Genomic DNA, 14,850 nt, shown 5'->3' with positions numbered 1-14,850 from the left:
ACTTTCGTAAGAACCACTCACTCGTTGTTCAGTTTTCAAAGATCAATTTCTCTCTTGTTGTTCACCAGTGTGTCTCGGTGACAACTTTTATATCATAACATGTCCGATTCATTAATGCAAGCTTTATTTTCAATCTGTATTTCATTGATTCATATTGCTTGCCGTTCCAATAAGTTATTGTTTTAATGGCCGGAATAAGAATATATCACGTACAGATTATGATTGCAAGTATTTTTTTTAAATCATTCTTAATTTGTATTGTTTAATAAATACATACAGCCTTATCATCCATATAGTGTGGTGACAAGGCTGTATGATAGCATGATCTTATATCAATGAAATACTTCTTCTATATAAAGATCACGATGTTGCTCTAGATTAATAATATCACCATTGATGGAGACCATTGGTCGCGTGGGGTTATTTTCATTAGAGAAAACAATTTCTCCTGTTTGTCCATTACTTAACTTCACCATTTTTCCATTATGGAATTTCGTGACCTTATTAATAAACATCTGAACGATCTCTGGATCTAACTTGCCAAAGGATTCCGTGTGGAGCTGTTCCAATACTACATATGGAGATTGTGCCTTCCGATAGGCTTTATTTAGAGTCATAGCATGATATATATCGGCAATAGCTACTATTCTCGCATATATATGGATTTTATGAAGTTCAACACCCATAGGATAACCTGTTCCATCTACCTTCTCATGGTGCTGTAGGGCAGCTAGTCGTACACCATCATTAATCGCTGTAACATTCTTTAGAATCTGATATCCATATTTCGTATGCTCACGCATTTCTTCAATCTCATTAGTAGTTAAAGAAGTTGTCTTATATAAAATAGTTGGGTCTACCCTGATGTTTCCAATATCATGTAGTAGTCCAGCAAAGGCCACTTGCATCCAGTCTCGTTGTGGAAGTTCAATCCATTGAGCAAGTTGATATGATGTCAATGCACACAACACTGCATTATGATATATATAATCATATTCGTTAACTACTCGAGGAGCGAAAGACAATATATCATATTCCTTGATATAATAATTCACACTTTCTAACTGATTACGTATCTCATAGATCGGAACTCCCGCTGCTAGAACAGAAGGATAGTTGTTTTTAATTAGACTAACCAACTTTTCATACTCGGTAACGAAGGATGACGTCTTAGTTGATTGTGCCTGTTCATTACTATTCATAGTTGTATTATTCACGATGTTCTTCGTTATCGTTGATGAATCTATCATTGATTTCCTTTGACTACGAGTGGAACTTGATTTACCGATTGCTTCTATTTCTATGTACTCCACCATAAATGCGCTTAGAATATCTAAATCACGAGCTAAAAGTACCTTGCCTTTAATGAATAGAGTCGAGCCCATTGGAGTAATTACATCTTCTAGCAACGTAACACCAGGTTTGATATCAATTACTGATATACTAGCCATAAATTAAGTAACACCACCATTCCCTTTTATATTGGTTAATCATTATGTACTTCAATCATGACTATTATATTATTTATCATATAGCTATACAATGATTAATACTAATCAAGTATCCTATAATTAGAAAGGACCCCGGTAAAGTTACCAGGGCCCTTTCCATGTTTATTTACTATATGTTCATCAGCAAGTTAATTGACAACCATCCTATTTATTCCTCTTCTGTATCATCTACGTTGGTTATCTCTTCATCGCCTGTAAGATCATCTAAGGATTCCACAGTCTTCACAATGGTAACAGAGCCAGATTCATCAAAGTGTCCCTCATCTTCATTCAGATCATCTTCTTCTGTCTTATCTACACGTGAAACTGTAGCAACTGCGTCATCTTCACGTATGTTAATCAACTTAACACCCTGAGTATAACGTCCCATTGTAGATATACCCTCCATACTTGTACGGATTAGTGTTCCAAGTGTGGTAATAATCATCAAGTCCTCTTCGTTCTTAACGACTTTCAGAGAAATAACGGCTCCGTTCTTCTCTGTTACATTAATCGTCTTGATTCCTTTACCACCGCGTCCTTGAGATCGATAGTCACTAGCCGGTGTTCTCTTACCATATCCATTGGCTGTAACAATCAAGATATCTAATTCTTTATCAATGACATCTAGACCAATAACTTGATCATTATCTCCTAGACGTACACCCCTTACCCCTGTTGCACTTCGTCCCATGGAGCGGACATCATTCTCAGAGAAGCGGATAGACATTCCTTGCGATGTACCCATAATCAATTCTTGATCTTTGGTTACAAGTTTCACTTCAATTAGTGCATCATCTTCACGAAGATTAATAGCGATTAGACCGCCTTTACGAATATTCGTATAATCTTCAAGTGGCGTTTTCTTCACGACACCTTGACGAGTAGCAAAGAAGAGATACTCCTCGCTTTCGAATTGCTTCACAGGAATGACAGCATTTACAGTCTCACCTTGTTCAATCTGAATCAAGTTGATGATCGCCGTCCCTCGTGCTGTACGACTTAGATCAGGTATCTCATAAGCCTTTAATCGATACACTTTCCCTCTATCTGTAAAGAATAAGAGATAGTGATGTGAATTGGTCACAAACAGATGTTCAACAAAGTCTTGATCCTTCGTGTCCATTCCCATTACACCGCGACCGCCACGCTTCTGATTACGATATGTGTTAGCAGGAAGACGCTTAATGTAACCTGAGTGACTTATCGTGATAATTACTTCCTCTTGTGGAATAAGGTCCTCATCCAGAATACTCTCTTCGCCAACTGTAATCTCAGTTCGACGCTCATCATTAAAGCGTTCCTTAATTTCATTAAGTTCCTCACTAATGATATTCAAGATAAGCAGTTCATCAGCTAATATAGCACGCAATTCTGCAATCTTATTCTGTAATTCTTGGTATTCATTCTCAATCTTATCACGTTCGAGTCCCGTTAGACGTTGCAAACGCATTTCCATTATCGCCTGTGCCTGCTCAAGACTTAGCTCAAACCTATTCATTAATCCATCACGTGCAATTTCTGAAGTCTGTGAACCACGGATTAGAGCAATAACTTCATCCAGATGATCAAGGGCAATACGTAATCCTTCTAGTATGTGAGCACGTGCCTCTGCCTTTTTAAGTTCAAACTCTGTTCGCCGTCTTATCACGACTTTTTGATGTTCTAAATAATGATATAACACATCATGAAGACTAAGTGTCTTTGGTTCACCATTAACAATAGCTAACATATTTATTCCAAAGGTAGACTGCATTGGTGTTTGTTTATAGAGATTGTTTAATACAACATTCGGATTGACATCACGTCGTAATTCAATAACTACACGCATCCCATTACGATCTGATTCATCACGCAAATCTGTAATACCATCAATACTCTTCTCACGAACAAGGTCAGCAATCTTTTCTACCAAACGTGCTTTATTTACTTGATACGGTAGTTCATAAATAACAATACGTGCTCTATTATTATTCTCTTCAATATTAGCCTTGGCACGCATGGTTACTGAGCCTCTACCTGTCTGGTACGCCTGGCGAATTCCAGAACGTCCTAGTATGTATCCATAGGTTGGGAAGTCGGGGCCCTTTATATATTCCATTAATTCTAGTGATGTAATATCCGGATTATTGATTAGTGCTTGAACACCATCAATCACTTCGCCTAGATTATGAGGTGGAATATTAGTCGCCATTCCGACAGCAATTCCAGATACCCCGTTCACCAATAAGTTCGGAAAGCGAGAAGGCAATACCATAGGTTCGTGCTCTTCCCCATCATAGTTGGGTTGGAAATCAACGGTTTCCTTGTTAATGTCTCTTAACATTTCCATTGCAATCTTAGATAGACGAGCTTCGGTATATCGCATTGCTGCAGCCATATCTCCATCAACTGAACCGAAGTTACCATGACCTTCAACTAGCATATAACGCATCGAGAAGTCCTGAGCCATTCTTACCATAGTCTGATATACTGCTGTATCTCCATGTGGATGGTATTTACCTATGACATCACCGACAATTCTAGCTGATTTCTTAAACGGTTTGTCAGGTGTCATCCCTAGATCATTCATTGCATATAGAATACGACGATGCACCGGCTTTAATCCATCTCTTACATCCGGCAAAGCTCGACTTACGATGATGCTCATCGCATAGTCCATAAACGACTCGCGCATTTCTACTCCAATATCCCGGTCTTTAATCTGCGAGTTTAATTCTTCAGCCATGCTGTTCATCCTCCAATTCCTATCAACCAATCAATGAAATGCAATATATCAAAGATAAATACTAATCGACATCCGATTATGTCAATCGGTTATCACTGAATATAAGGAGACAGTATCGAATCTAACCTATACTGCCTTTTATTGTGAGAAGGGACAATACGAAATTTGTTCCTTCTTTACTTATTCGTTACAAAGGAAGTCATTACTATATTACTTTCTTAAAAGGCTAACAATTAAACATCATATATAAAAAAGGGTTCATATCAACTAATCCCCACAAAATTAAGTGGTAATATGCCCTGCCTTCTTAAACGTCATAATCATACAATATTTAATAAATGCCTATCTAACAGTATACCATTGTTTTACTGACTTGTCTTATTTTTTGGCTCTCTAAGGAACGACCAATAAAATTATAATAATGAAAGGATGAATATTTTTGGCTATTCAGCGGGTGTCAAGCAAATGGGCCAAAACGAAAGTGCTCATGCAAAATGATTATATATCAAAGCACATTCCTATTACTCATAAATATTCACATGAAACTTTACAACGCATGTTACAGGAATTTTCATTTGTTTTCTTAAAGCCTGAGATTGGTACCTATGGTCGCGGTGTATTATGTATTGAGAAAATTGCTGATAAACCTGAGGGAAACGCCCAATCTAATATTAATATAGCACCGAGTGGATATAAACTTCGTTATGCTAAGGAGACACATACACTATATTCCATTGATGATTTAATCCCATGGCTTGATGTTTATACTGGTAATCGTAGCTATTTAATTCAGCAAGGTATTCAGCTATTACAGTATAAGAATAGACCCTTTGATTTACGTGTTCTTACTCAGAAGAGTCCAAATCAACATTGGGTAACAACAGGTATCATAGGACGTGTCGCAGCACCTCATAAAATTATTACAAACTATCATAGTGGTGGAAAATGTCAAACCTTCGAAACTTTAATGACCCCTTATAAGAAAACGATGGAACAATTCACTTTACAACAATCCATTAAAAAATTAGGGATAGCGGTCGCACAGCAACTTCAAAAGAAATATCCAAATATTAAAGAGATTGGTCTTGATATCGCGATAGATAAAGATGGATCGTACTGGATATTAGAAGTGAATACGCTGCCTGCCATCTTCCCTTTCAAAAAATTCATCCCTGACAAAGATGTGTATCAACGTATTCACCGATATGCCGTCTCTTATGGCAGATTCGCTGCAGATAAAAAAACAAAGTGAACTTTACTTCATTCAAAAAAGGAGAAGCTGCAAAATATGCAACTTCTCCTATATATCTCTTATACATCTAAGTTCTTAACAGATCTTGCATGCTCATATATAAAATCGCGTCGAGGCTCAACATTATCACCCATTAGGGTATCAAACATATTGTCGGCTAGCATTGCATCATCGATGGTTACTTGAAGCATGGTTCGTGATTCTGGATCCATAGTTGTTTCCCATAGTTGGGAAGCATTCATTTCTCCAAGACCTTTATAGCGTTGAATATTTACTTTTACATTTGGACCAAATTCACTAATAATTTGATCTCTTTCAAGTTCTGAATTAGCATACCTAATTACTTTATTACGCTCAACCTTAAATAATGGTGGTTGTGCAATATATACATATCCTGCATCAATTAGCTTTCTCATGTACCGATAGAAGAATGTCAATAAGAGTGTCCGAATATGTGCTCCATCGACATCGGCATCCGTCATAATAATAACTTTGTGATATCTTGCTTTGCTAATATCGAATTCTTCGCCGACTCCAGTTCCCATGGCTGTGATCATATTTCTAATTTCAGCATTGGAAAGAATTCGATCTAATCTAGCCTTTTCGACATTAAGGATTTTACCACGTAGCGGTAGAATAGCTTGGAAATGTCTATCTCTTCCTTGCTTCGCCGATCCACCAGCAGAGTCCCCTTCGACAATGTAAAGTTCACTAATAGATGCATCCTTCGATGAACAATCAGCTAGTTTACCTGGTAATGCGCTGACTTCTAATGCACTCTTACGTCTTGTCAACTCACGAGCCTTACGTGCTGCTTCTCGTGCTCTTGAAGCTTGTAATCCCTTGTCAAGAATCCTCCGAGATACGGCAGGGTTCTCTTCAAGGAACTCTTGCAACTTCTCGCCAAATAGTGATTCAACAATACCACGAACCTCACTATTACCTAACTTTGTCTTCGTTTGTCCTTCGAACTGTGGCTCTGGAATCTTAACAGAGATGATCGCAGTTAATCCTTCTCTAACGTCATCACCCGAAAGGTTAGAATTACTATCTTTAATAACGCCTGTCTTACGAGCATAGTCATTCACTATTCTAGTTAACGCGCTCTTAAACCCGGACTCATGCGTTCCGCCTTCGTGCGTATTAATATTATTACAGAATGAATAAATATTCTCCGTATAGCTATCGTTATATTGCAATGCAACTTCAACTTGAATCATATCTCGTGAACCTTCCACGTAAATAGGATTCTCATGTAGAGCTTCCTTCTTTTCATTCAAATATTGAACGTATTCACTAATTCCACCCTCATACTGGAAGCGATTCGTCACATCCGTCCGCTCGTCATGCAGTGTTAAAGCGATTCCCTTATTTAAAAAGGCAATTTCGCGAACGCGAGTCAGTAGCGTATTATAATCATACTCTGTAGTCTCTGTGAATATTTCAGAATCTGGTAGGAAGGTTACTGTCGTTCCATGCTCGTCCGTATCTCCAATGACCTTCACATCATATTGAGGTGCACCACGTTTATATTCTTGTTGATAAATATGACCTTCTCTTTTCACGGTAACAAGAACCTTTTCAGATAAGGCATTCACAACAGATACACCTACGCCATGTAATCCACCTGATACTTTATATCCGCCACCGCCGAATTTACCACCTGCATGTAGAACTGTCATTACAACCTCTAGAGCAGGTCGCTTCGTCTTAGCCTCTTCACCAACAGGGATACCACGACCATTATCAATAACGGTCACACTATTATCTTTATGAATAGTAATCTCTATGTGATCACATACACCGGCCATTGCCTCGTCAATACTATTGTCCACAACTTCCCATACCAAATGATGCAAGCCCTTTGCACTTGTTGATCCTATATACATACCCGGCCGCTTACGCACAGCCTCCAGACCTTCCAGTACCTGTATCTGACTCTCATCATAATTTGGTTCATTCATAGACATGCCTTCACCCACTCCTATTTATTCTATAACATCAAACATTACACATTAGCATAAAACACATTGACTCTCTTTTTGAGAGTACTCGAGGAAATAGGCGAATAAAAGACTGCATCTTTCGTTACAACGATAGACTTAGAGGCTTCTTCCCCTATAGTAATCAGCACCTTTTCCTCTTTCACATGATTTACATATTGCTTGGATATTTTAGATGTCTTCTCAATGGAAATATCAAAAATAGCAATGAGCTCTGAAGATCGAATAACCTTTTCTCCGCCCAAATGTATATACATCCTGGTCCTCCAGTCTTTTAGAGACCTACCCGACCTGCATTTACGTGGTAGATGTTAGCACCCTTTAATTTATCTGCATTCAGACTCTCTATTCCGGTAGCTGTAATGAATGTCTGTACTTTGCTCTGGAATGTTTCGATCAGTTGAGTCTGACGGTAGGGATCCAATTCTGACAATACATCGTCTAACAAGAGCACAGGATATTCACCGATCTCTTCTTTAATCAGTTCAATTTCTGCTAATTTAAGGGACAAGGCTGTTGTTCGCTGCTGTCCTTGAGATCCGTATGTATGTACTTCTTTACCGTTTATAAAAAAGGTCATATCGTCGCGATGTGGACCCGTAAGTGTCATACCCCGTCTTATTTCCTTTTCCTTCAATTGTTCTAACTTTATCATAAACTGTTCGATTAAAACAGCTTCATCTTCTTCTGCCTCTTCACCAAACGATGGAACATAACGTAATTGTAGATTTTCGCTATTCTTTGTAATCCCTTGATGGATGGCCTCTGCCCACTTTTGGAGTTTCATTATAAATTGTTTCCTATTTTTTATAATTTTAACACCATGTACCACCAATTGTTCATTCCAGACGTCTAACATGACCTGTTGCTTATCTTCTTTTCCCCATAATTGCTTTAATAAGTTATTACGTTGAAGCAATACCTTTTGATATTGTTGTAAATGATATAGATAACTTGGCTGTACTTGTCCAATCTCCATATCGAGAAAGCGACGACGTATACCAGGGGTACCTTTTACAATTTCTAAATCTTCTGGGGCGAACATCACCACATTCAATGATCCTATAAATTCACTTAACTTACGTTGTTCCAGTCCATTAATCTTAGCCTTCTTGCCTTGCGGGGATAACATTAATTCTAGTAACAGTGATCCATATTTCTTCTCTACCGTGGCAGCCACATGAGCTTTTGCTTGTTCGAATGCAATGAGTTCACGATCTTTAGAGGTACGATGACTTTTGGTTAGTGCCATAACAAAGATAGCCTCAAGTAAATTGGTCTTACCCTGAGCATTAGATCCAATGAATAGATTTACATCACCAAATGAGTCCAGATGTAGATGCTCATAATTACGATAATGACTCAAACTGATGTCTTTAACAAACACTTCGTATCCTCCTCATATTCCACCTACTTCAAGAAGTTGTGGTCTTTGAGGTATACTTCATGACTCTTTACTAACCTCAAACGTACCTTCATCCGTTACTTTTACTATATCACCATCATATAGCTTACGACCTCTTCGTTCTTCTAATTCTCCATTAACCAATATCATGCCCTCTTGGATTAAAGCCTTAGCCATTCCACCAGTCGATACGCAGTTGGATAACTTTAGAAATGTATCCAACTTGATATAGTCACTTTTTATAATAATTTTATTCATGTGATTATCTCCTTCTCTTTACAGATCCACTTAAGCCTTAGTTATTCGTACGATATGGCAAAATGACAAATAGACTTTGGCTATCATCCATTGGTTTAAGCACAATTGGACTCATCACTCCTGTAAAAGCAATCATTAATTGTTGACTTTCGACTACTTTTAATACATCGAGCATATATTTCGAGTTAAAGGAAATACGAAGTGGATCACCTTTAAAATCTACAAGTTCAAGCTCTTCACGTACTTTACCTAATTCTGTTGAACTAGATGAGATCTCAATACCACCTTGCTCTAGTGTTTGTAGTCTAACAATGTTTGTCTTTTCTTCTTTTGAGAGCAGATATGCTCTGTCTATAGATTCACTTAATTTTTTTGTGTCCACAATTAGTTCTGTTTTATAGGTTGTTGGAATAATCCTAGAAGTATCAGGATATATCCCCTCTAAGATACGTGAGTAGAAAAGTACATGGTCAATTTTGAACAATACTTGATTATCAGATACAACGATATCCACAAGCGTATTCTGATCAGGAACAATCTTACTTAACTCATTAAGTGTCTTACCTGCAATGACGACATTGTTGAATTTAATATCAGCTGCATTTAAATAAGCTGAACGTGTCGCAAGGCGATGACGATCGGTTGCAGTAAATTTCAACTCGTTATTCTCTAAATTCCATAGCACGCCTGTAAGAATAGGTGTCGTTTCATGTGTAGATATTGAGAATCCTGTTTGCTTAATCATATCTTTTAATAAGTCACCAGGGATTGATACGGTCTGATTACCCTCTATAGCTGGCAAAATAGGAAATTCCTCTGGATCTAGACCTACCATTTGGATCTCTGTTGCACCTGATGAGATAAGGGTATGAAATTGCTCCTTCACTTCCATGTGAATATCTTGAGAAGGGAGCTTCTTAATAATCTCTGCAAAAAACTTAGCTGGAAGCACTACACTGCCTGTTTGTTCAATTTGTACAATGATACCTTTATCATCTTCTATTGGGATAAAGGATTGAATTGAAATATCTGTATCACTGGCTGTTAGTGTCACGCCTTGATGCGTTACATCAAGTTTAATACCACTGAGAATAGGTATGGTTGTTCTGCTTGATATCGCTTTATGCACCTGTTGAATGGATTCATTTAAATAATCTTTAAGAATTTTAATTTTCATTATTTCACTCCTTAGCAAATTAGGGAATTCGGTCAAAGGAATGAACCTTTGTAACCCTCTGTAATAGATGATTATTCTTTAAATCTTTATTAGTAATAGTAATAGGCGCAGTGGATATGTGTATAAGTGTGATTACCTTAATGAGGACAAGCCTATCCACATGTGTATAGATTGTGCATAGGCTTGGACTTGTTCAGGATGGATTCTTGATAGTATCAATGAGGTTATTAACCACTTTAAAGAGTTCCTGATCGATCTTCAGTAATTGTGTTATTTTCTCATGCGCATGAATGACAGTCGTATGATCTCTACCTCCAAAGGCATCTCCGATCTTAGGTAAGGAGAAATCGGTTAATTCTCTGGATAGATACATCGCTATTTGTCTAGGGAAGGCGATAGCTTTGGTCCGCTTACGTGCCTTAAAGTCTTCCATTCGCATATTGTAATACTCTCCAACCTTCTGTTGGATATCTTGTATTGTAATCATCCGAGGGCGGCTCGATGGAATGATATCTTTAAGCGCTTCTGCTGCCAGATGTGTCGTTACATCTTGATTGGTCAGCGATGAATAGGCTACTACACGAATTAGTGCACCCTCTAATTCACGTATATTTGTGTCTATTTGATTTGCAATATACATCATGGCTTCATTAGGAATATCCAAGTTCTCTGCTTTTGCCTTTTTACGCAAGATAGCTGTTCTTGTCTCCAGGTCAGGTGGTTGTATATCCGTAATCAAGCCCCATTCGAACCGCGAACGTAGACGTTCTTCCAGAGTTGGAATCTCTTTAGGTGGTCTATCACTGGAAATAATAATCTGTTTACGTTCTTCATGCAGTGCGTTAAATGTATGGAAAAATTCCTCTTGTGTTGATTCTTTTCCTGCTAGAAATTGAATGTCATCGACTAAAAGTATATCTACACTACGATATTTATTACGGAACTGTTCCGTACGATTATCTCGAATAGAATTAATAAATTCATTTGTGAATTTCTCGGAAGATAAATAAACGACCTTACTATTTGGGTTATGCTCTAGAACATAATGTCCAATAGCATGCATTAAGTGTGTCTTTCCAAGTCCAACACCACCATATAGAAACAATGGATTATAAGCTTTTGCAGGAGCTTCAGCTACAGCTAATGAAGCTGCATGGGCGAAGCGATTACCTGATCCTATAACAAAGGTATCAAAGGTATATTTGGGATTAAGCATATGAGTAATGGAGTCATCATGAGAAAATTTAGGTTCTGCAGAAATGACATAAGGTAGAGGCTCTTCAATTTTGGCCTCTTCGATAACAAATTTAACTTCCAGTTGTTTACCGATAACTTCAAATAGAGTTGTTCCGACAAGCTTTGTATACCGGCTTTCGAGCCATTCAACAGCAAATGTCGTTGGAGCAGAAATAACAATGAATTGATTATCCATTGAGGTCGCTTTTGTCGCTTTAAACCAAGTGTCGAAACTAGGCTTACTGAGCTTGGTTTGTATGATAGATAAGATTTGTTGCCATATGTCGGAAGTATGGCTTTCCACAGATATAGTCACTCCTTTAAATCATCCAGTTATAGCTTTAGCCAAGAGGGGAAATGTCGAATTAAAAAGAATTGATAGTGATTTATCCCCAGAACTCAGAGGTGGGAAATAATATTATAATGGATAAATTTGAATTGTTCACAACCTTATCCACAGCTTGTTGATAATATTTGGACATTTCACATGTATTCACATCAAAAAGTATTACTATCATAGCAAAAGAATGGCATGATTTCAATGATTGTTGCTATTTTATCCACAAACTCAATAACTTGTGTATAATTTTAATCCACACCACAAGATATTGTTTATATCATGTTTAAATTTCGACAGCATTGTATAAAACATAAATATACTTATGCACAAGTTGTGCTAAAAATAATCGAATATTATATTATTATGAACAGGTGGATAACTTTTTATAATGTCATTTCAACAAAATATGTTGTGGAAAACTCTAAATTGGTTTATTTCATTATATGTAGCAAATAGAAGGATCAAGTTGACATCTACGTATCAACATGGTTATAATATGTAAAGGCATTTTCGTGAGTAATGAGAATGGTAAATCGATGATATAAATTCCTGTTAGGGGGTGCAATACATGGGACCGACTTTTAAACCAAATGTAAGCAAACGCGCTAAGGTTCATGGTTTTCGTAAAAGAATGAGCACGAAAAACGGCCGTAAAGTTTTGGCTGCTCGTCGCTTAAAAGGCAGAAAAGTATTGAGTGCATAAAATTGTGCTTGCATGGGACCACTGCGGTGGTCTTTTTTTTCTTAAATAATTTAAATGAGTAAGGATCTGTTGTGATTATGTGTTCTGAACACTGCCTATAATATAAATATGAAGTTCAATTATAAATTGAAGTGAAATTGGGAGAGACTCGTGCGAAAAAGTCTACGTTTACGAAACCGCGCTGACTTTAGTCGCGTATATCGTCATGGAAAGTCGTTTGCCAATCATCAATTTGTTGTGTACTGGTTCCGCAAAAAGGATGTTGAGCAGTTCAGAGTAGGTATCTCCGTTAGTAAAAAGGTAGGAAATGCGGTAGTTCGAAATCGAATGAGGAGAATGGTGAAGGAAATTGTGCGCCATCAAGAGACTACTTTAATAGAACATATTGATCTCGTATTTATCGTTCGTAAGGGTGCTATTCATATGAATTATAAGGATATGGAAAAGAGTATCCTGCACGTGTTACGAAAAGCGTCAATTGTTAAGCTTAAGAAGCATTGATGTTATATTTATTTGTCCATTGGAATATGTTATGATTCACTATGAAATGTAAGCGTTAAGAGAGGGGTTATCGAGTGTCACGACTGAAGAATAGAAGAGGAGTTAAATGGATCCTCCTCAGCATGATGATATTTGCAATGACTATATTATCAGGGTGTGGAACATCTGGAGCGGCTGCTAAGACGACAGATCAACTTCTTCAAGGTGGGTTCTGGCAAAGAAACGTCGTTTACTGGTTTGCAACAGCACTTGATACGTTTGCTGATTGGTTCGGCGGTCAATATGGACTAGCTGTATTGATGATGGTGATTATTGTTAGAACACTCATTCTACCATTAACGATCAAGCAAGTTAGAAGTTCAAGAGCTATGCAAGCGATTCAACCTGAACTAGCCAAACTAAAAGAGAAGTATAAAGATAATCCAGAACAACAACAGCAAGAAACAATGAAATTATTCCAAGAGAATAAGGTAAATCCATTGGCAGGGTGTTTACCCCTAATTGTACAGATGCCAATATTTATCGCACTATATAACTCTATATATGGAAATGAGTTACTACGTCATGGTGAATTTCTATGGTTACAACTTGGATCGCCAGACAAAACATTTATTCTACCATTACTTGCAGCGATAACAACATTCTTGCAGACCAAAATGATGATGAAGATGAATCCGAGCCCGCAACAAGGGGCTATGCAATTTATGATGATGGTATACCCAGTCTTGATATTCTTTATGTCTTACAATTTCCCAGCAGCTTTACCTCTTTACTGGTTCTTCAGTAACTTGTATACATTAATTCAGAATTACTTCCTATATCGCAATAATCCTAATACGGCTACAGTATCTGGAATTACTGATACAGGTTCTAGTAAATCAAACATTAAGAGTACTAAAGGTAAAGGCAATTCAAATCATAAACATTCCGGGAAAAAATCTAAGGGGGCAAAAAAGTCTAAATGATAAACGTCATTGCTACAGGGAAAACCGTTGAAGATGCTGTTAATAAGGGACTTTCCAAACTCGGGGTTAGCCAAGACCGTGTTACGGTGAATATACTTTCGCAGCCGTCAAAAGGATTCCTGGGCCTGATTGGTGTCAGGGAAGCGAAGGTAGAAATTGCTTTACTTCAAGACGAAATAACCCCAATCGTAGAGATGCCAATATCTAAATCTTTCTCTGGTCAAGATGACTTGGTAGAGGAAGATCCCTATGCAATAGCAGTACAATTTATTATTGATGTTGGTAAAAGTATGGGGTTAGACGTACAGGTGAAAGTGCAACATACGAAGGAATATACGACACTTCATATTTATGGTCCAGATTTAGGACTCATGATTGGTAGAAGAGGTCAAACGTTGGATTCCCTTCAGTATTTAGCAAATATCGTTGCCAATCGAGCTTCAAATAGTTTCATAAGAATAATCCTTGATGCTGAGAATTTCAGAGAGCGTCGCAAGAAGACGTTAGAAGAATTGGCAGATCGTCTAGCAGGACGTGTTATTCGTTCTCGTAAAGAGGTTGTTCTTGAACCAATGTCTTCACATGAACGAAAGGTCATTCATGCGAAGCTTCAAGATCATAAGCAAGTAAAGACGTATAGTAAAGGTGAAGAACCAAACAGGCGCGTAGTTATTTCGTTAAGATAAACGAATGAATGGGATAGATTGAACGATATTTATATCAATGGTAGTTCAATCTATATAAATGCAATGACTCTCTGCTAAGCGTATTAGAGTCATTGCTTTTTATATT

At 37.5% G+C, this 14,850-nt stretch carries 13 protein-coding genes; 5 read left to right on the top strand and 8 right to left on the bottom strand.

The features are described from left to right. Positions 1–332: 332 nt before the first annotated feature. Together ACH8E3_RS11890 and gyrA are read right to left on the bottom strand one after the other, a co-directional pair. Positions 333–1,451: an HD-GYP domain-containing protein gene (locus tag ACH8E3_RS11890; protein ID WP_458632856.1), complete on the bottom strand. Its 1,119-nt coding sequence runs from the start codon at positions 1,449–1,451 to the stop codon at positions 333–335. Between the two features lie 208 nt (positions 1,452–1,659). Next, complete coding sequence (gene gyrA, locus ACH8E3_RS11885; protein ID WP_458632855.1) at positions 1,660–4,218, bottom strand: DNA gyrase subunit A; 2,559 nt, start codon at positions 4,216–4,218, stop codon at positions 1,660–1,662. Positions 4,219–4,657: 439 nt separating this feature from the next. Between gyrA and ACH8E3_RS11880 the strand changes: the two genes are divergently transcribed. Further along, complete coding sequence (locus ACH8E3_RS11880; protein ID WP_458632854.1) at positions 4,658–5,470, top strand: YheC/YheD family protein; 813 nt, start codon at positions 4,658–4,660, stop codon at positions 5,468–5,470. 59 nt (positions 5,471–5,529) lie between these two features. On the opposite strand, the gene gyrB is transcribed toward ACH8E3_RS11880, so the two are convergent. The 6 genes from gyrB to dnaA form a co-directional block, all read right to left on the bottom strand. Then, a complete protein-coding gene (gyrB, locus tag ACH8E3_RS11875; RefSeq protein ID WP_458632853.1) occupies positions 5,530–7,440 on the bottom strand; it encodes a DNA topoisomerase (ATP-hydrolyzing) subunit B in 1,911 nt (636 codons plus the stop codon). A 38-nt stretch (positions 7,441–7,478) separates the two neighbouring features. Then, on the bottom strand, positions 7,479–7,730 hold the full coding sequence (remB, locus tag ACH8E3_RS11870) for an extracellular matrix regulator RemB (RefSeq protein ID WP_458632852.1): 252 nt from the start codon (positions 7,728–7,730) through the stop codon (positions 7,479–7,481). Positions 7,731–7,747: 17 nt separating this feature from the next. Further along, positions 7,748–8,860, bottom strand: coding sequence for a DNA replication/repair protein RecF (gene recF / locus ACH8E3_RS11865; protein WP_458632851.1), 1,113 nt, complete (start codon positions 8,858–8,860; stop codon positions 7,748–7,750). 57 nt (positions 8,861–8,917) lie between these two features. Further along, complete coding sequence (gene yaaA, locus ACH8E3_RS11860) at positions 8,918–9,136, bottom strand: S4 domain-containing protein YaaA (RefSeq protein WP_458632850.1); 219 nt, start codon at positions 9,134–9,136, stop codon at positions 8,918–8,920. A gap of 37 nt (positions 9,137–9,173) precedes the next feature. Then, positions 9,174–10,313, bottom strand: coding sequence for a DNA polymerase III subunit beta (dnaN, locus tag ACH8E3_RS11855; RefSeq protein WP_458632849.1), 1,140 nt, complete (start codon positions 10,311–10,313; stop codon positions 9,174–9,176). A 193-nt stretch (positions 10,314–10,506) separates the two neighbouring features. Further along, a complete protein-coding gene (dnaA, locus tag ACH8E3_RS11850; RefSeq protein ID WP_458632848.1) occupies positions 10,507–11,853 on the bottom strand; it encodes a chromosomal replication initiator protein DnaA in 1,347 nt (448 codons plus the stop codon). Positions 11,854–12,457: 604 nt separating this feature from the next. Between dnaA and rpmH the strand changes: the two genes are divergently transcribed. The 4 genes from rpmH (at position 12,458) to jag (ending at position 14,744) form a co-directional block, all read left to right on the top strand. Beyond that, complete coding sequence (gene rpmH / locus ACH8E3_RS11845; protein WP_458632847.1) at positions 12,458–12,592, top strand: 50S ribosomal protein L34; 135 nt, start codon at positions 12,458–12,460, stop codon at positions 12,590–12,592. A gap of 150 nt (positions 12,593–12,742) precedes the next feature. Then, positions 12,743–13,093 (top strand): ribonuclease P protein component, encoded by a 351-nt coding sequence (rnpA, locus tag ACH8E3_RS11840; protein ID WP_458632846.1) that lies wholly within the window; start codon positions 12,743–12,745, stop codon positions 13,091–13,093. Positions 13,094–13,167: 74 nt separating this feature from the next. Continuing rightward, positions 13,168–14,058 carry a YidC/Oxa1 family membrane protein insertase gene (locus ACH8E3_RS11835; RefSeq protein WP_458632845.1) on the top strand — a complete coding sequence of 297 codons (891 nt, stop codon included), beginning with the start codon at positions 13,168–13,170 and terminating at the stop codon, positions 14,056–14,058. Further along, the gene (jag, locus tag ACH8E3_RS11830; RefSeq protein WP_458632844.1) at positions 14,055–14,744 is read left to right on the top strand and encodes an RNA-binding cell elongation regulator Jag/EloR; all 690 of its coding nucleotides are present in this window, start codon (positions 14,055–14,057) and stop codon (positions 14,742–14,744) included. The genes ACH8E3_RS11835 and jag overlap by 4 nt, the downstream gene beginning before the upstream one ends. The last annotated feature ends 106 nt before the right edge of the window (positions 14,745–14,850 follow it).

The organism is Paenibacillus sp. CMAA1364, assembly GCF_054373195.1.
This window is presented reverse-complemented; position numbering and strand designations above follow the sequence as displayed.